At 60.6% G+C, this 18,088-nt stretch carries 16 protein-coding genes; 9 read left to right on the top strand and 7 right to left on the bottom strand.

Annotation, left to right across the window (positions count from 1 at the left end; translation table 11 throughout):
• Positions 1 to 696 precede the first annotated feature (696 nt).
• Genes ABIZ35_RS23930 through ABIZ35_RS23920 form a run of 3 tightly spaced genes read right to left on the bottom strand, consistent with a single transcriptional unit; the run spans position 697 to position 2,653 of the window.
• Complete coding sequence (locus tag ABIZ35_RS23930) at positions 697 to 1,389, bottom strand: lysophospholipid acyltransferase family protein (protein WP_348222445.1); 693 nt, start codon at positions 1,387 to 1,389, stop codon at positions 697 to 699.
• Positions 1,359 to 2,117, bottom strand: coding sequence for a (d)CMP kinase (gene cmk / locus ABIZ35_RS23925; protein WP_348222444.1), 759 nt, complete (start codon positions 2,115 to 2,117; stop codon positions 1,359 to 1,361). The genes ABIZ35_RS23930 and cmk overlap by 31 nt, the downstream gene beginning before the upstream one ends.
• Positions 2,118 to 2,134: 17 nt before the next feature.
• Entirely contained in the window at positions 2,135 to 2,653 is a 519-nt protein-coding gene (locus ABIZ35_RS23920) for a BsuPI-related putative proteinase inhibitor (RefSeq protein WP_348222443.1), read from the bottom strand.
• Positions 2,654 to 2,788: 135 nt separating this feature from the next.
• Here ABIZ35_RS23920 and panB point away from each other — a divergent pair, with 135 nt between their 5' ends.
• The 7 genes from panB to ABIZ35_RS23885 all read left to right on the top strand — a co-directional run bounded on the left by panB (position 2,789) and on the right by ABIZ35_RS23885 (position 8,576).
• On the top strand, positions 2,789 to 3,580 hold the full coding sequence (gene panB / locus ABIZ35_RS23915; protein WP_348222442.1) for a 3-methyl-2-oxobutanoate hydroxymethyltransferase: 792 nt from the start codon (positions 2,789 to 2,791) through the stop codon (positions 3,578 to 3,580).
• Between the two features lie 92 nt (positions 3,581 to 3,672).
• Complete coding sequence (locus tag ABIZ35_RS23910) at positions 3,673 to 4,017, top strand: DUF4870 domain-containing protein (protein ID WP_348222441.1); 345 nt, start codon at positions 3,673 to 3,675, stop codon at positions 4,015 to 4,017.
• Positions 4,018 to 4,226: 209 nt separating this feature from the next.
• Positions 4,227 to 4,946, top strand: a complete 720-nt coding sequence (locus ABIZ35_RS23905; protein WP_348222440.1) for a PA14 domain-containing protein — start codon at positions 4,227 to 4,229, stop codon at positions 4,944 to 4,946.
• 144 nt (positions 4,947 to 5,090) lie between these two features.
• Positions 5,091 to 5,714 (top strand): 2,3-diphosphoglycerate-dependent phosphoglycerate mutase, encoded by a 624-nt coding sequence (locus ABIZ35_RS23900; protein ID WP_348222439.1) that lies wholly within the window; start codon positions 5,091 to 5,093, stop codon positions 5,712 to 5,714.
• Positions 5,715 to 5,898: 184 nt separating this feature from the next.
• Positions 5,899 to 6,465, top strand: a complete 567-nt coding sequence (locus ABIZ35_RS23895; RefSeq protein ID WP_348222438.1) for a zf-TFIIB domain-containing protein — start codon at positions 5,899 to 5,901, stop codon at positions 6,463 to 6,465.
• 11 nt (positions 6,466 to 6,476) lie between these two features.
• A complete protein-coding gene (gene panC, locus ABIZ35_RS23890) occupies positions 6,477 to 7,346 on the top strand; it encodes a pantoate--beta-alanine ligase (RefSeq protein WP_348222437.1) in 870 nt (289 codons plus the stop codon).
• Between the two features lie 180 nt (positions 7,347 to 7,526).
• Positions 7,527 to 8,576 (top strand): hypothetical protein, encoded by a 1,050-nt coding sequence (locus tag ABIZ35_RS23885; protein WP_348222436.1) that lies wholly within the window; start codon positions 7,527 to 7,529, stop codon positions 8,574 to 8,576.
• A gap of 252 nt (positions 8,577 to 8,828) precedes the next feature.
• Here the strand turns inward: ABIZ35_RS23885 and ABIZ35_RS23880 are convergent, their stop codons facing one another.
• The 4 genes from ABIZ35_RS23880 to ABIZ35_RS23865 form a co-directional block, all read right to left on the bottom strand.
• Positions 8,829 to 10,070, bottom strand: a complete 1,242-nt coding sequence (locus ABIZ35_RS23880) for a tetratricopeptide repeat protein (protein ID WP_348222435.1) — start codon at positions 10,068 to 10,070, stop codon at positions 8,829 to 8,831.
• A gap of 15 nt (positions 10,071 to 10,085) precedes the next feature.
• On the bottom strand, positions 10,086 to 11,366 hold the full coding sequence (locus ABIZ35_RS23875) for an ATP-binding protein (RefSeq protein WP_348222434.1): 1,281 nt from the start codon (positions 11,364 to 11,366) through the stop codon (positions 10,086 to 10,088).
• A 147-nt stretch (positions 11,367 to 11,513) separates the two neighbouring features.
• A complete protein-coding gene (locus tag ABIZ35_RS23870; protein ID WP_348222433.1) occupies positions 11,514 to 13,751 on the bottom strand; it encodes a carbohydrate-binding protein in 2,238 nt (745 codons plus the stop codon).
• Between the two features lie 42 nt (positions 13,752 to 13,793).
• Positions 13,794 to 16,748 carry a glycoside hydrolase family 2 TIM barrel-domain containing protein gene (locus tag ABIZ35_RS23865; protein ID WP_348222432.1) on the bottom strand — a complete coding sequence of 985 codons (2,955 nt, stop codon included), beginning with the start codon at positions 16,746 to 16,748 and terminating at the stop codon, positions 13,794 to 13,796.
• Positions 16,749 to 16,949: 201 nt separating this feature from the next.
• Here ABIZ35_RS23865 and ABIZ35_RS23860 point away from each other — a divergent pair, with 201 nt between their 5' ends.
• Both ABIZ35_RS23860 and ABIZ35_RS23855 read left to right on the top strand, forming a co-directional pair.
• Positions 16,950 to 17,582, top strand: a complete 633-nt coding sequence (locus ABIZ35_RS23860; protein WP_348222431.1) for a nitroreductase — start codon at positions 16,950 to 16,952, stop codon at positions 17,580 to 17,582.
• A gap of 228 nt (positions 17,583 to 17,810) precedes the next feature.
• The coding region (locus tag ABIZ35_RS23855) for a hypothetical protein (protein ID WP_348222430.1) at positions 17,811 to 18,088 on the top strand (278 nt) is incomplete at its 3' end.

The raw sequence follows: 18,088 nt of genomic DNA, 5'->3' as shown, positions 1-18,088 counted from the left end.
AGTATGAGGAGTACGCACTCAAAGGTTGTTATTTACACGATTTCACTATTTAGTTATCAATGTGCACCGCCGCCCCGAACACTGCCTAGTTGAGCATCGTGTCCAGGTTTCCAGAGTAAACCTTCACAAATATGAAGATGAACCCCAGATTTCGAGCAATAAAAAACCACGCTACCCTAAAGATAGGCCTTGCGGTCATAGGTAAGAAAAACTAAACCATTATCCAGATTACTCTGAAGCTTAGTTCTGCTCACCCCCACTCGGTTACCCTTGCAGCGCGGAGGTTTGTTCTTGCTCTTATCGGCTCCAGAAGCTCGTCTTTACTCTCGTAAAGCTCGTCTTCCGGCTGACTGACGAGGGATATTATACACTCGCTTTGCAGCGTTTGTCAACCCCTCTTCAGAAATCTTTTCAAATCAGTTTTTCGAAGTTCATCACCGTTTGCACGGGAGATCATTCGATCGAAGCAGTCTTCGCTTCTCGCCGTCAGCGACTTTGGCTGGGCAGCGAAGAGTAGTATACATTCTCGGGAGGCTGTTTGTCAACCCTTGGAGAAAAGTTTTTTTTTGTATACTAGGAAGGAGCTTCGGGAAGCAGTCTTTGCTTCGTCACCGTCAGCGACTTTGGCTGGGCGGCGAGGAGTAGTATACATTCCTGGAGAGGCCAAAGTCAATAGGTGAAGGAAATATTCTTCAATTATTTTCGTGGCGGCGTTTCACCCATCAATTTCGCGATCTCGCCCATGACTTCCTTGCCGATCAGAGTCAGAACATCTTTGCCGGCTTCGGGATGCGCCTCGATGATCTCCTTAGCGGTGATGGGCTTGCCAACGGTCAAAGTGACCCGATGGCGGCGGATTTTGGACGAGCCTCTGGGCAGGACCATTTCGGTTCCCTCTACGGCGATAGGGATGATCGGCGCGCCGGTCTGCTTGGCGAGCAGCGCAAAGCCTTTTTCGGCGGGAAGCAGGGTTTTACCGTCCTCCGAGCGGGTGCCTTCGGGGAAGATGGTGAGGATACGGCCGGCTTTCAGATGATCGGCGGCGAATCGGAGGGCGGCGCGGTCGGCTTCGCCGCGCTTCACGGGGAAGGCGCCCAGGCCGCGAATGAAGTTTCCAAACTTCTTGCTCGCAAACAACTCTTCCTTGGCCATATAGAACTGCTGGCGAGGAGTGAGCAGGGTGAGGTAGGGTGGGTCGATGTTTGCCCGGTGGTTCGGCGCCAGGATGACCGGGCCGGACGCGGGGATGTTCTCACGACCGATAATCGTCGTGCCGCCCAGCATCGCCGTGACGATCTTGACGACGATACGCGTGAAATAATACAGCCAGCTGAGCTGATCGCCGCCAGGCCTCACCTTCATCGGCGCTCGCTCGCTTTGCTGTGCCACGACAGAATACGCTCGACCACTTCGTCGGCCGTATAAGGATCACTGTCGAGCACATGGGCATCGGAAGCCGCCACCATCGGGCTGACATCCCGGGACGCGTCGCGCTGATCCCGCTCCTCGATCTGCTCCAGCAGCTCCTCGAACGACATCTCCAAACCGCGCTCGGAAAGCTCTGCCCGGCGGCGCTCCGCCCGGCGATGGGAAGTCGCGGTCAGAAAAACTTTGATGTCGGCGTCGGGAAGCACGACCGTTCCAATGTCGCGTCCCTCCATCACCACGCCGCCGAGCGCGCCGAGGCGCTGCTGCAAGGCGACCAAACGATGGCGGACCGCCGGGATGGCGCTGAGAGGGGAAGTCAGGCTGCTGATTTCGGGGGTGCGGATCTCGTCGGTAATCTCGCGGCCATCTACAAAGACGCGTGTGCCGCGTTCGTCCGAGTCGCCCGGCTCCAGATGGATGTCGAGCCGCTCGGCAAGCGCCGAAACCGCTTCAGGATCGTCCGTCGGCGTTCCCCGGTCCAAAGCCGCCCACGCCACCGCCCGGTACATCGCGCCGGTGTCGATATAGGTATAACTGAGGCGCTGCGCGAGGTGGCGCGCGACGGTGCTCTTGCCCGCGCCCGCCGGTCCATCAATGGCGATCGTGAGAAGACGCGGCGGCGCGACGGATTGCGGCGGAGGCGATTGGATCATGAGTCTATTGTAACCGGGCAGGGTGGGGCGTGTCAACGGATAGCCCTCATCTCCTACTGCGTCACAGCAAACCCAATTTCCGCCGCCAGGTTTAGTTTGTTCGTCACTCGGCCGCGCAGCGTGTAACGGCCCGGCGTGAGAGCCGTACCGTCTTGATTCTGCAGCGGGACATCGTAGCTGTAACTCAGGCCCTTTTCGGTCAGCGTTCGCTTAATGATGAACATCGGGAACATACGCCCCTTCGCGTAGTCCCACACGATATTCCCCGAGGCGTCCACGATCTGCCATTCGTACTGCTGGCCGCCGGCCATAAAACTAATGGGCGCGCCGGTGTGGTTGAACACCGACATCACCGCGTGAATATGAGGCTTCGTTACCGGCGAGGCCGGCATGCGATAAGAAGTCTGGTCGATTCCCAGGATCATTCCATAAGAACCACTGGTGGTGACATGCGACTGCGCCGTCGCCGTCTTTCCAGATTCCTGCGAAGAAGTAGTCTTACCTGTGTTCGGATGACCGGCCGTCAGCACCGCGGCGGCCGCCAGAATTGCGATCTGTGCTATTGTACGCATTGCCGTTCCCCCTCTCCGATACTCGCCTTGACGACACACACGAACGAGATGTTCCCGCCAAGACGAGTATAATGAAGAAAATACGAAATTCCCGAAACGACAATGGCCCGGCGGACGACGCCGGGATGAGGCGATATGAGCACTGCCACTCCTCCCATCACCGTCCCCACGCTCGCCCGCAAAAAGAGCAAGGGCGAAAAGATCACCATGCTGACGGCCTACGATTATCCCACCGCGCTCTTAGTAGATCGCGCGGGAATCGATGTCGTCCTTGTCGGCGACTCCCTCGTCATGGAGGAACTCGGCTACGATTCCACCATTCCAGGCACGATGGAGATGATGCTCCATCATATCAAGGCTGTCCGCAAAGGCGTTACGCGCGCCATGGTGCTTGGCGATATGCCCTTTCTCGCATATCAAGTGAACGCCGACGAAGCCGTGCGCAACGCCGGGCGCTTACTACAAGAAGGCGGGGCGAACGCGGTGAAGCTGGAGGGCGGCGAAGCGATCGCGCCGACGATCCGGCGTATCGTAGACGCCGGCATTCCCGTGGTCGGCCACATCGGCTTCACGCCTCAGAGCGTCAACCAGATCGGCCTGCAAAAACAGGGCAAATCCGTGGAAGGCGCCGAGCAGGTCCTGCGCGACGCCCGCGCCGTCCAGGAAGCCGGAGCGTTCGCCGTCGTTCTGGAGCTGATCCCGGAAGAACTCGCCGCCCGCATCACTGCGGAACTGGGTATCATCACCATTGGGATCGGCGCCGGACCGGGCTGCGACGGCCAGGTTCTCGTCACCAGCGATCTGCTCGGCATGCGCCCCGAACGCGCCGCGTTCAAGCACGTCAAGCAGTACGCTCAGATCGGCTCCGAGATTGAGCGGGCCTTAAACGCCTACCGGGAAGATGTGGAAGCGGGGAGATTTCCCTGAGGGATGCAACTTATTCCTCAGCGCCGTGTCATATCCCATGCAGACGACGCCAGCAAGCATAAGGCGTCCCTTTTGTCTCACAGGAGAAACACATGAACGATCAACCGACCGATTTAATCACGTCTGAGGACCGCACCAGCGCCATGCTCGCGTATCTGCTTGGCTTCGTCACAAAATGGATTGCGCCACTGATCATCTATCTGGTGAAGAAGGGGAAGTCTGAGTTCGCCGAGTACCACGCGCTTCAGGCGCTCTTCTTTCAGATCGCGATCATGTGCCTGTACGCAATTACAGCAGCAATATTCGCGCCGTTGATGTCGGTGGTCTTCGTGATCGACATCGTCTTCTGTATCCTGGCCGGACTGGCGGCGAACCGCGGCGAATGGTATGAGATTCCAGTCATCGGCGAGTTTGCGCGCAAGCAGATCAAGCAATAGAGTCCTCTGACCACCGCCCTGTCTTTACTGCACGGCGTTTCTCACATCGAACAGGAGGTGTGAGAAACGCTGTGCGCCTCCTAAAACCGATTATTAAGCTTACTCGCAAAGTATTTTTAATTACAAAATAATTGCACTCTATATATAGTTTGGCATGAAAATTGCATAGCAATTCGTGCGACCAGACATATGACCCAAGGAGACAAATTATGCGTAGCCGTACTCTGCGATCTACTCTCACTGTTCTCACGATCTGCACGGCTGCCGCCGGCGGCGCCCATGCGTCCATTACCATCAGCGGCCCCTCCGCGCCAGTCCCCGCAACGCCGGGCACAGGGCTTCAAGGATTCTACTACGGCAACGGGATTGCCCCAGGCAGTCTGGCGAATGTGCAGGCATACATTAGCTCCCACGCCCCGCTGGCCACGTTCACCGCCACGACAATCAACTACAATCAGAATGATGGCGTCACTCTCACGACGTTCCTCGGCGGCGACGCCGCGAGCTTGAGTAATCCGGGGGTCGGCGCCAACGATCTGACCGGGCAAATTATCGAATTCAAGGGTTTCTACGCCGTGCCGACAGCCGGGTTGCAAACAATAGGGATCGGTTCCGACGACGGTTCGCAAATGTTCATCAATGGGACGGAAGTCGTCAACCTCGACGGCGATCACGCCTTCACGACCGGCTTCCAAACAATCGACTTCACCACTGCCGGTCTCTACCAGATCGACATCCTCTACTTTGAGGACTTCGGCAGCACGGGGATCAGTCTGATCGACGGCGCCGGGAATCCGGTCGACACCAATCTGCTCTATTCCCAAGCCCCAAACGCCGTTCCCGAACCCTCTTCCGTGTTCGCAATCGTCCTCGGCATGTTCGCAATCTCCGCATTGAGCTTGCGGCGCCGTAAGCTCCGATTGCAGTAACTCGCTGTCAGACATCGAAAGATCCGCGCTCGAATGACCGCTCCGCAAAAGCGAAGACGGCCACTCGAGCGCGATTCGCCTTCCCCGTCTCAGGCGCACCGGGTATACTAGCATTTGAACCATGTGACCCAAGGAGCTTGAGACATGCCGAAATTGATACTGGTGCGCCACGGCGAATCGCAGTGGAACCTAGAGAACCGTTTTACCGGGTGGGTCGACGTCCCGCTATCGCCCAAGGGCGAAGAAGAAGCCCGCATCGCCGGCGAGCATATGGCTGACTTGCCCGTCGATAAGGTCTACACCTCTGTCCTCCAGCGCGCGATCAACACCTCGAAGATCGCCCTCGCCGCCGCCGGCAAGAGCGAAGATCTGCCCACCGAGCGCGACGAAGCGCTCAACGAGCGCCACTACGGCGACCTCCAGGGCCTGAACAAAGCCGAGACGGCCGCGCAGTACGGCGACGAACAAGTCAAAATCTGGCGCCGCTCCTACGACGTTCCCCCGCCCGGAGAAAAGGGCGAATCCCTCAAGGACACCGCCGCACGCACGCTGCCTTACTTCGAAGCGCACATCCTCCCCGACCTCAAGGCCGGCGTCAACGTCCTGGTGGTCGCGCACGGCAACTCCCTGCGCTCCATCGTCATGTCCCTGGACAAGCTCACCAAGGAGCAAGTCCTGGAGCTGAACATCCCGACGGGCATTCCGCTGGTCTACGACCTCGACGACGCCGGCAACGTGCTGTCGCACGCGTATCTGTTCGAGCGGTAAGAGAGCGGCCCAATAAGACCCGCGGGTATAAAACCCACGTCTGGGAGGGCTGCGCCCTAACGCCCCGTGCCGGGCCGACAAATTATGGACAATCGACCACAATAATTGTTTGTCCGTCCGGCACGGACGGTTAGCGTTTCGCTCCCAGACCCGGGTTTTATACCCGGGGAAACGATCATAACCCATGCCACAACCCACACTGACGTGTCCCGTCGATAAACAGACTCTTCTCACCGATCACCCTCTCGACAGCGGCCTCATCAGCCAGGCGTGCAGCTCCTGCGGCGGCCAGTGGCTTTCCGCCGAACGTTACTGGAACTGGCGGCATGAGAACCCCGAGAACCTGCCGGAGCGAACGCCGGAGGATTCGGAGACGCCCGCAATTCCCGAAGTGATCAAGGGGAAATTGTGTCCGCAGGACGGCTATATTATGATGCCGTATCGTGTAGGTCATGGGGTAGGGTTCTCGCTGGACCATTGCAGCCACTGCGGCGGGATCTGGCTGGACAACGGCGAGTGGGAAGTGTTGAAGGCGCGCAACCTGCATGACAACATCCATTTCGTCTTTTCAGACGTCTGGCAATCCGAGCTTCGCCGCAAAGAACACGCCGAAGCGGTTGAGCAGATGTGGCTGGATAAGCTCGGAGAAGAAACGCTGGCGGAGGCGCGGCGGATCAAAGGATGGATCGAAGGCCATCCCAAACGGCATGAATTGATCGCCTTTCTCCTGCATTCGGGAGAAAGCGCTTAGAACGGGCTCCTATGGAAACAATCACGGAAATCGCCGCGCTGCGGCAAACCCTGCGGCAGGCAATGCGCGAAGGCAAGACCATCGGTCTCGTGCCGACCATGGGCGCGTTTCATGAGGGACACCTGACGCTGATGCGCCGGGCGAGGGCCGAAAACGACCTCGTCGTCACGACGCTCTTTGTGAACCCCTCCCAGTTCAACGACCCCGAAGATTTTGAAAAGTACCCGCGCGACGATGCGCGCGACGCGGCGCTCGCCGCCGCTGAAGGGGTGGACTATCTCTTTATGCCGGCGCCTAAAGAAATCTATCCCAAGGAGTTTGATACAGTCGTCGTCGTACGCGCGCTCTCAGAACGGCTCGAAGGCGCCTCACGCCCCGGCCATTTCAACGGCGTCTCCACCGTCGTCGCCAAATTGCTCAACATCGCCGGCGCGGACCGCGCTTACTTTGGCGAAAAAGATTGGCAGCAGCTGCAGCTCGTGAAGCGCATGGCCGCCGACTTGGACATCCCCACGGAAATCATCAGCGTTCCCACCGTGCGCGAAGCCGACGGTCTGGCGCTCAGCTCCCGCAACGTCCGTCTCACCCTCGAGCAGCGCAAAGCCGCCACGGTCCTTTCCAGCGCGCTTTCCGACACGCAGGCCATCGCCGACACTGGCGTGCAGGACGCCTACCAGCTCGCCGCGTGGCTGCGGCAGACGATCGAAGTACAGCCCGGCGCCAAGATCGACTACGCCGTGGTGGTGGACCCAGAGACTCTTCAAGAGGTCGACACCATTGAAAACGGCGCCCTCGCCGCCGTCGCCGCCACCTTCGGCAAAGTCCGCTTGATCGACAACCGCCTCCTCATCGCCCCGCTGGGGCCCGGCCTGCGGCGGTAAGGGGCGGCCCTCACCCCCAACCCCTCTCCCAATTCTGAGAGAGGGGAGTTGGATAGATCTATCTTTCCACCCAAATTCACAAATTATTAGCCATTCCTGACATTGCGTTAATTCTTGTTTGCATTTATAATACAAGCGGGAAGCGCGCCAAGCACCCAAATGCAATCCAGGATAAAACCAATGAAGTTCATGATTTCTCTCGCCGCCTTGCTGCTCACAGCGGCGATCCCCGGTTCTGCGGATACTGTGAAGTATGCCGACGGCCGCCCCAGCGCATCATTGCGCATGGACGCCATTGATCAGGGCATCGTGCTGAAGCATGGAGATGGGCCGGGGCAGTGCGACATGCTTGGAGCGCGCGATCTGTGGGTCTACGAGAATCGCGGGACATATTACATGAACTACGACGGGGCCGGCCCGACGGGCTGGCTGGCGAGCCTCGCCACCAGTAAGGATCTGGTGAACTGGACGAAGAAAGGCCCGGTTCTGGATCTGGGTAAACCGGGCGCAGCCGATTCCGCGTCGGCGTCGTACGGCACGACTTACTTCGACGGCAAGACCTGGCACATGTTCTACCTCGGCACCCCGCACACCTCACCGGCGCCCGATCTGATTCCTGCGTTTCCTTACCAGACGATGAAGGCCCAAAGTAAGTCGCCGGCGGGACCGTGGGCCAAACAGCCGGACGTCGTTCCGTTCCAGTGCGTTCCCGGTACGTTCTACAGCGTGACGGCCAGCCCCGGACATATCGTCCGAAAGGGCAAGGAATATCTGATGTTCTTCAGCGCCGCCTCTGATGACGGGCGCGGAACCCATCGCACCATCGGCCTGGCCCGCACCAAAAATCTCAACGGCCCATGGACAGTCGATCCTAAACCGATCGTTTCCCCCGATGAGCAGATCGAAAACACCTCACTCTATTATGAGAAGACCAATCACACCTGGTTCCTGTTCACGAACCATATCGGCTTAGAGGGATTTGAATATACCGACGCTGTTTGGGTGTATTGGACGAAAGACCTGAACCACTGGAACGCGGCGGACAAAGCGGTTGTGCTGGACGGTGAAAATTGCGGCTGGTCCAAGAAATGCATCGGCCTCCCTGGCGTGGTCAAGGCCGGCAATAAACTTGCGGTCCTTTACGACGCGCCCGGCGGCGACAGCAAGAGCCACATGGGACGCGACATCGGCCTCGCATGGCTGAAGCTGCCGCTCTCGCCGCCGAAGTAGAAAGGGCCACTCGGTTCTACCCACCGCCAGCTTCTGGCAGCCCCCCCTCCAGGTGACCCACCCCGGCGCTTCGCGCCACCCCTCCCATGAAGCTGGGAAGGGGTGGAAAGAGATGCTCGGACGAAAGCCGACTGCGAGATCAATTCCTAACTACCATTCCCTGCTTCAAGGGAGGGGGCGGCCGAAGGCCGGGGGTGGGTCACCCGGAGGGGTGGCGCGAAGCGCCGGGGTGGGTCATATGAGGGCCTCCAATCACAACCCAATCCGCCGCCAGGTGCGGATCCATGTCGCGGCGGCGACGAGCGCGATGAGGATTCCCAAAGCGCTGGGAAAGAGGTTGGCGGCGCCAAGAACGACGCCGCCGATACAGATGATGGCGACGAGTGTGACGAGAAGGCCGTTCAGGACGGCGGCGCGACGGATGTTGCGCGCGGCGCTCTGGCCGACGAGGATCGTGAGAAGCGGGAAGCCGATCACGCCGATCAGGGGCCAGGACGAATTCGTCGCGAGCCAGAGCAGCGCGGAGCCGATGGCGCAGAGCAGGCAGAGACCGACCCAGCTGGAGGCGGCAACCTGATTGCGCGTCAGGGCGATGCGGCCGGCCGGGTCGAGACGAAGCAATAGATCGAACAGCGGCTGTGCGGTCCAGGTCAGCACGACGAAGAGAATGTAAAGAATGATCGCCGGCAGCAGCAGGGGGCGCGAATTGGGGGCGGAGTGAGCGACCGCCAGAGCGCCGCACGCCGCCAGCCAGGCTCCCAGGAGAATCCCTAATCGGACGGGGACGCCGAAGCGGTCGATCCACAGAAAATAGCTCAGCACTATGCGGTACAGTCTGTACCGAGCCCGCAGCGCCTCCACCATCCCCTGCCTTGCCGTCGCACTCTCCGGGTTAAGGCGCAGCGCCTCCCGAAAATGCGTCAGCGCCTGCTTTTGATCCTTGCGCTCCAGGCAGATCCAGCCCTGCTGCGCATGACTGGCGGAATTCTCCGGGTCATGGGCGAGCACGGCCTTCAGCGCATCCTCCGCTTCCAGTTTTCTTCCCAAATGATACAGCGCCACTGCGCGGATCTGCGCGCAGGCGGTATGGTCGGCGTCCACGCGCAGCCCCGATTCGGACGCGTCCAGCGCCGACGCCCAGCGCTTGCGGCGAATGTGGATCTGACCAAGGCGCGCATAGAGATCGGGATCGCCCGAACTGAGGCGCAGAGCTTCGCCGATCGCACGCTCAGCTGCGGTGAGCTTGCCCTGCTCCTCCAGAATGCAGGCCAGGACGTAGTGGGGGTAGGGCAGGTCGGGTCCGCAGTGCACGGCCTGGCGTGCGGCGTCGAGGGCTTCCGGGGCGCGCGCCAAAGCAGCCAGCGCCAGGGCGCGGAAGGCGTGCGCAAAGGGATCGCGAGGGTCCGCTGCGAGCGCCTCGCCGATCTCCGCAAGGGCGTTCTCGTTGCGGGACTGCTGCAGAAAGAGCTGGGCGCGGCGCAGATGAGGGTTCATGGAGTCGGCAGGCTCCTACATCATCCGCCGCGCACGCAGATGTTCGAGCAGCTCATCGTAAACGCCGCCTTCGTTCGCAAACAGCGCGTAGTTTTTGGCGGTGTCGAACCAGGGACGGACGCTCCCGCGCACTTCTTTGAGAGCGCGCTTGAAGTCGTCCATACGAATGGGGCGCGCGCTGCCCAGCGCGAGCGAGTCCTCCATCGCCAGCTCGGCCGCGGACTCGCACAGATGCGCGACGTCGGCCCCGGAGAAGTCCTCGGTTTTGCTTGCGATCCAGCCATAGTCCAATCTCTCGGTGGGGCGACTTTGCATACGGGCGCGCAGGATCGCCTCGCGCGCGGCGGCGTCCGGCGGCAGGACGAGAAGGGTTCGGTCGAGGCGGCCCGGGCGGCGCAGCGCGACATCCACATCCCAGGGATGATTGGTCGCCGCCAGCACAAACACGCCGTCGTTGGAGTCCCCTACGCCGTCCATCTCCGCGAGCAGCTGATTGATCACGCCCCGGCCCGCCGAGTCGCGCGTCAGACTGCGCTTGCGGCCGAGCGCGTCGATCTCGTCGAAGAACAGCACGCAGGGCTTGCGCCGCCGAGCCGTTTCGAAGATCTCACGCAGGTTCTTTTCGCTCTGCCCCAGCCACATGTCCACCACATCGGTCAGGCCGACGGTCAAAAACTGCGCGCCAAGCTCTCCGGCGGCGGCGCGGGCGATAAAGGTCTTGCCGCACCCGGGAGGCCCGTAGAGCAGCAGGCCGCCGCGCAGGGACTTGCCGTAAAGCCGCATCATATCGGGGTTGCGCATGGGAGTAAGAAAAGCGATGTTCAAACGACGCTTGACCTCCGCCATCCCGGCCACGTCCTTCAGCGTCGTCTCCGGCTGTTCGGTCTCCCACGCTTCCGGCTCCAGTTCTGCATCCAGCAGATCGTCGGATAACGGAATTTGCAGGGCTTCGCCCTCAATCCATTCGATCGACGGATCGCCGGAAAGGTCATCAATCGGATCGGTGGGGACGTAATCTTCGATCAGGCTCTTTGCGCGGTTCCAGGACAGCGACTCATGGAGACGCCGGTATCCGCTCGCCTTGGACGCATCCCCGCTCATCTCCGCCGCCAGCGCCGCCTTGTCCAGTGCGTCCAGGTGGTCCGGCTGGTTCTCCAGGACGGCTGCGCAGTGCGCCAGCGCATTCTCCGGATATCCGGCTTCCAGCAGCAGCGCCGCCAGATGCAGCCGAAGAGCGGCGTTGTCGGGTTCGTTGTCCACAGCGGTTTGAATAGCGGCGATGATGCTCGGGTCCATGGATCGGTTCCTTGTCTTCTTAAGAGAACTGATGGAGCGCAGCCAGGCGAAAGCGCTCTTGCACGGATTGTACCACTACTTTCCGTCTAGAAAGCGCGTCTTTGGTTTCAGTTCGCTGTCAAAGAGAAGAAACAAACGAAGTAAAGCCTAGTTCCCCGCCAGATCCGCGTACAATATCCCTCGGCCATTGCTGCCCATGTACACGCGGCCATAGATTCTTGGATCGCCGGTGATCGCCTGACCGCTGTAGCCGTATTGGTGAAGGTCGTCGTTGATTCGCACCCAGGTTTGGCCAATGTCGTCCGAGCGAAAGGCGCCCGAAGCGCCTTCGCTGGTCTGCCCCGTCAGATAAAGAGCAGGGTAGTCGCGGCCGGGGGCGGCTTTTCCGAAGCCGATCTTCTGGGCGTCGTGGACCGAGCCTATAGAAACAAAGCTGGCGCCGCCGTCCGTCGAGTGGAAGACGCCACTGTTTCCAGCCGTCACCCAGAGGTCGCCCTTTCGGCCCGGCGCCGCGCGCAGCTGTGTCGCCCATTGAGGCAAAGTCCCGGCAGCCGGCGTGAATGTCGCGCCGCCGTCCGTGCTGACGAAAAGGTGCGCGTCGTTCATTGCATAGAACGTCTCGGAGGCGACTCGATCGGCGATGACTTTGACTTTATTCTTGGGCAAACCAGCAGATACTTTCCAGGACGCGCCCAAATCCCGCGAGTAGGCGGGAGCAGCGCCGTCGGAGGCCCAGAGGAACGTCTTGCCGTCGGCGGACACCGCGACGTCGCCCGATCCCTTCGTTCCGGACGGCTCAGAGGCGAACGGCGTCCAGGTCGCGCCGGTGTCCGTGGAGTACGCCCCGCGCTTGGAGCCGTCGGCGGCCCGCCCCACACGGACGACGATGTTCGGGGCGAGTGCAGCGTAGTCAATACGAGATGTGGTGATGAAGATCGGATTGCTCATCATCCCGGAACTGGGCGAGACAGTCAGGTCATCGTGACGGAAGCCGCCGATATCGCCAAGCCCGCTGAGAAGATGCGGACCGGCGGGTGGGCTGACCAGATCGACAACCGCCGTCTCCTCCAGGCCCGCCGCGCGGACCGACCAGTGGGTGGCGTCCTTGCGGTCGGCGTCGTCGCTCCCCCAGATCGTCGCGCCCGTGCCGTACATCACATGGCCTATGTGGAACGGATCGAGCGCCAGCGCTCCGATCCACCAGCCCAGCGCTGCGCTGGGCCGCCCAAAGGTCAGATAAGGCGTGAGCGACCAATCGCGCTTTGTCTTCGGTCCAAGGTCCGTCCAGTGCGCGCCGCCGTCGGTCGTGCGAAACAGCGTGTCACCGCCGCGCCACCGGTCCATGGTCGAGACCAGAGCGACGCCGGGATGGCGCGCGTCCACGGCCAGTCCCGCATAGCCGAAGCCCGGCGCACCGGCGATGTTCGGCTTCTGCGGCGTAATATCCGTCCAAGCAGCGCTTTTGGTCTCAAGCTTCCAAACGGCGCCGTCGTTCATATCGTTGGGACCGGGCGCGTTTCCGTAGGTCAGATAAAGCGAGCCTGCGGAGTCCATCTCGCCATGATGCGGCAGCAAGCCTTGCGGCTGCCCGGCGACGGCTTGCCAGGTGACCCCGGAGTCGACGCTGCGATACAGGCCGGGACCGTTCTTTTGAGAGACGCCCGCATAGATCGCCGGGGTGGGGCGTCCCGAGCCGCCGCTGGACCGATCAAACACGACAAAAACGATACCGACGCCGTTTGTGCGCCCCGTCACAGGAAAGCTCTCGACCTTCGCCCAGGTCGCGCCATAGTCAAGACTCTTCCAAAGACCGTCATTGCGCGACCCGAAGTATATGACGCCGTTTTTGTGAGGATCGACAGACAAACGCTCGCCAGCGGAGCGCCCGTCTTCATTACCGCCCATCTTGAACGGCATGTCGGTTCGCTTCCAGGTCAGCCCGCCATCGGAAGTGCGCATGATGGCGCCGTTTCCGGACCCGGACTGCGTGTAGGTTCCAAGGGCCAGATAAAGGCGCTTGGCGTCGGTCGGGTCCACGCCGATGCTCTCACATCCTAAAAGATTACCGTCCTTGCCGCCCGCCCAGTCGTTCAGGGGCATCCACTGCTTGGCGGCCTTGTCCCAGCGATACGCGCCGCCAATATCCGTGCGCGCATACGCCAGTCCCTCTTGCATTGGGCTGAACAAAAGAGCGTCCACAAACCCTCCCGCGATGATCGTAACGTTCCGCCATTGATAGGGTTGTGAGGTTTTTTTTACCGGAGTCCCCATATGCGCCGCCGCGATCGTGCGCGGCGCCGTGACTTTGGGCTCGGAGGCGCAGGACGTCACGAGACCACAGAGCAGCATCACCGAGAAAAAATTAATGGAATTCCGTGTGATCATTCTTTTCCTTGCAGTTCTTGCCAACGCAAACATTTCGACGTATTATTTTCCGATCGCCCGCAGCACGAAGCTGCCGGACAGCGGCTTGCCGGGCGTGGCGATGATGTTGTGTTCGGCGACCCAATCGATGCTCAGATCCTTCGGACCAGCCACTTCGCGGCTGGCGAACAAAGTAACCCCATTGCCGCTGGGCGCCGCGCGCGCCGTCAAGGGCGTTTCGCCCGCGAGCAGCTCCAAGCCGGCGCCTGCCCTATCCGTGAGCGTCATCCAATGCAGGCCGCGCTTGGAAGAGTGGAACGAGACATCGCCGGCGCTGGCTTTTCCCGACGGCTCGCCAATATGCCCCGCAGGGTAAACGGTAAAGTAGGAATCGCGCAGCCAGTTCATATGTGAGTAGGAGGCAGGAACGTTCAGTGACAGGCCCGCCTCCCACAGATGTGTCTCGGGCGCAGTCCAATCCAGCGTCCAGGCCACGAAGACTTGAGCGCCGGGACGCACGTCGTACGTTTCGGTGAGTCGGCCTAGTTTCTCGCCGCCCGCGCTTGCCAGAACATCGCCCGCGACCGAAACTCGGACCGATCCGCCGGACTGAGCTTGCGCGGTGACGACCGCCCCGGACAGAATAGGAGCCTGCGCCGCCTTATAGTAGCCTTTCTCCTCTCCTCCCTTGGCTTCGCCGAGATTGAGCGTCGGCCCGGAGATGAGAAGATCACGGCCGGCGACGCGCCAGGATCGCATGGCGCCCGTATTCTTGTCGAATATAATTTCGCTGGACGCATCGCCGATCCGCAGCGAGTCGTTTGTGTTCTGCACCGTCAAAGCTCCACCAGCAGAGCTGAACCCGGCAGGCGGCGCAGCAAGGGCAGTCCCGGCAGCGGGAAGACGAGTAAGGTTGACGGAGACGCCATGGGCGTCCACAAACTCCAGTTTCAGCGCCGTCATGCCGGCAGGCGCCGGGGATGCGGCGGACACCGTAGCGCCGGGGACGCCCGCGATATGGGAAGTCCCAGCTTTCAGAGACGCCTCACCTTTAAGAGCCGTCCAGCGGCACGTCAGCTCTTGAAGGTCCGTGAACGCATAGCGATTGGTCAAAGAAACGTTGCAGCTCCCGCCGGTGGGCGCGGCGGTCTGGCTGTTGATGGCGACCGGGCTGTAAGTCATCTTCACGGCCCACAACTCGGGCTTCGGATTGCGATACGAGTCCACAAGCCCCTTGTTGTTCTCCTGACGCAGATGGTCCTTGCCGAAATAAAAGTCACGCGTCTTGTCGAGGTTCTTGTCGGCAACGCCCTGCCCCTGCCACTCCCAGACAAACGCCCCGAGAATGGTCGGCGCGGGCCAAATCTTGTTCCAGGTCTCGATCATGGTTTCCGCCCAGAGATCCGAGACGCCGGGATCATATTCCACTGCTTCCTTTTGGTAGAACATATGAGGCTGCTCGGTGAACGCGGCCGGGATTTTGGACGCGTCGCCTTTGATATACGCATCCACATCTGCGGGGGGCGGATAGTGACGATCTTCCAGGGCCTGTCCCTTTGGTCCCCACGGGCCGCCCCAGGAAATATACGCCGGGCGAGTCGGCTCAAGCTTTTGAACGAAGTCGATCACCGTCTGTGAATTTTTGCCGACGCCGTTCTCGTTACCCAGGCTCCAGGCCAGCACGCAGGGACGGTTCTTGTCGCGGCCGATCGTGTCGGCCGCGCGAATCAGGAGCGCCGGAGCGAATGCGGGATCGTCGTTCTTTTCATTGATCCAGCAGAACGGGACTTCGTCCAGGATATAGAAACCCTTCTCTTCGCACAGCTCCATAAAACGCGCGGCATGGTTGTAATGCGATGTCCGGATCGCGTTGATGTTCGCGTCCTTCATCATGGATAGGTCCTTCAGCCACTCTTTATCGGTCAGCGCAAAGCCCTTGTCGGCCCAAAAGTCATGGCGGCAGACGCCGGTCGTCTTGATCGGCCTGCCGTTCCAGAGGATCATGTTGTTTTTGATCGTGACCTGCCGGAACCCGAATCGCTGCTGCGCCCGCTCAGCGGTCTTGCCGCCGCTGGTGAGGCTGAGCACCAGATAGTAGAGGTTCGGCTTCTCCGCCGACCAGAGTTTCGGGCTCTTCGCCGGAGCGGTCAGATGGACAGTGGCGGCGCCATCGGATCCCACGCGGCCAGAACCCAGAAGGCGCAGAGACGTTTCCGCTCCATCTGTTCCAACGACATCGCCATGCAGCTCGACTTCTTGACCGGGCTCACCCGCAATCTGGATATCCGCATTCAGTGTCGCATCGCGCCCATTCGCGTCAAGTGGCGTATCGATCGTGATGTCCTGAATGTGGGTCTTGGGAACGGCGATCAGCGACGTCTCGCGGTAAATACCGCCCATACTCTGGAAATCGCCGGTGTCGGCGTCCACCGACGGAGTGCTTTTCGAGACGCGCACTGCAAACAGATTGCGCTTGCCCGGCTCCACCAGTCCTGTCAGATCAACATCGAACGCCGTGTAGCCGCTTTCATGATAACCTGCCTTCTTACAATTGACGAAAATCTCGGCGCCATCCAGCGCGCCGTCGAAACGCCAGACAACACGCCGACCCGCGAACGACTTGGGCACACGAACCCAGCGACGATAAAGGCCAACCGTGTCGTCGACGGAGTTGTATGTCGGAATGGAATAGCCGCTCATCTCCCAATTGGAGGGCACGGCAATCGGATCCCATCTCCGATCGTCGTAGCTCGGCAGCGCAAAATCGTCGATATTGGCTGTGGAATTCTTGTCAACGGGAACGAATTGATTGGCGACGATTTGGCCATGCGTCAGCTGAAAGCGCCACGCTCCCGTCATCGGAAGGCTCCAGGCGTTGTGAGCGCGCAGACGGTCGGGGCGCATCGGCTGGGAGCCGGGCAGCGGGATCGGCAGCGACGCCGGGGCGACGCGGGATGGCTCGGAAAATGCGGCGGACGCCGTTAGCAGTGTCGCCAGCAGACAAACTTTGATGCTCATAAATCCTTTTACCGTAGTTTCGACAAGTGCTGCAAAAGTCGCAAAAACAAAGATGTGATAAACTTGGTTCATCACGACGCGAACCGATTATAACACAGGCGTTTTTTGCCGTCAAGAACGTCAAAAAATTACGGGGCGGGAACTGAGCGCCATTCCCGCCGGTATAATCTTTCGAGACATCGTTCCCGGAGAAATATTATTATGACGGATCAAAATTTGACGCTGGATACGCACGCGCTGGATTCGACGACGGTGGAAGCGCTTCAGCAGGCCATCGCACACCGGCGCAGCTTGGGAGTGGCGCGCCTGAAGCCGGACGCCGTGGATCGGTATTTGATCGAACAGATGCTGGAAGCGGCGAATTGGGCGCCCAGCCACGGCGAGACTGAGCCCTGGCGCTTCACGGTCTTCACGGGCGACAGCCGCATCGCCCTCGGAGAAGCTTTCGCCGAAGCGTACCGCCAGGAGGCCGGCGAAGGATTCCAGGAGGCCACCTTCGAAGCGCAGAAGGGGCGCGCACTGATGTCTCCCGTCTGGATCTCCATCGGCATGCAGCCTGCGGTGAAAGCAGACGGCTCACTGCGCATGGATCTGGACGACGAGCGCGTCGCGGTCGGCTGCGCCGTGCAAAATCTGCATCTGGTCGCCTCGGCGCAGGGACTCGCGGGAATGTGGCTTTCCAAAAACGTCTTCATCCATCCACATGTCGCCGAGCTCGTCGGCCTCACGGCGCCCGCGCAGCTGATGGGCTTCTTCATTGTCGGCTGGCCGAACATCCCCTGGCCGGCGGGCGAGCGCGGCCCGCTCTCCGAAAAGGTCCGCTGGGCGGAATAACAATTGCTTGACAGAGGCTCTCGGCCTATGGCATAATAATCTCCGACACAATAAGTCGGAGATTATTTCCAACCGAAGTCACAGCACAGGAACCCAGCTCTGGAATGTTTGCAGACTTTCCAGAGTTCGGAGCGGGATGTGCGGCGATCTCACCCTCTGCCAGAGGCCTCGCCCCCATTCGCTCCTCCTGTCCCATTTCCGCACATTCACGGCTCAGGAGGCCATGCTATGTCCCGCAACCACACCGCCGTATCCCGGCTTACCCACATTTCCGGACTTGTTCTCGGACTGGGCGCTCTGATCTCGCTCACCCCTCTTCCCGCGCGGGCGCACTTCTTTTGGGCGTCCATTACTCCAGACCCGCAGCCTGTATTCCATCTCACCTTTGGCGAAGACGCCTCAGAACCAATTACGGAAAAGCTGATGGACCACGCCAAGACCGCCCAGGCATGGACCGCCGCCGGCGATCTCAAACTGGAGCCTAAGGACAGTTTCCTCACATCCGC

The organism is Capsulimonas sp. (assembly GCF_039929585.1).
In the GTDB taxonomy this organism is placed as follows: Bacteria; Armatimonadota; Armatimonadia; order Armatimonadales; family Capsulimonadaceae; genus Capsulimonas.
The sequence above is the reverse complement of the archived record's forward strand: the minus strand, read 5'-3'. Positions and strand labels throughout refer to the sequence as shown.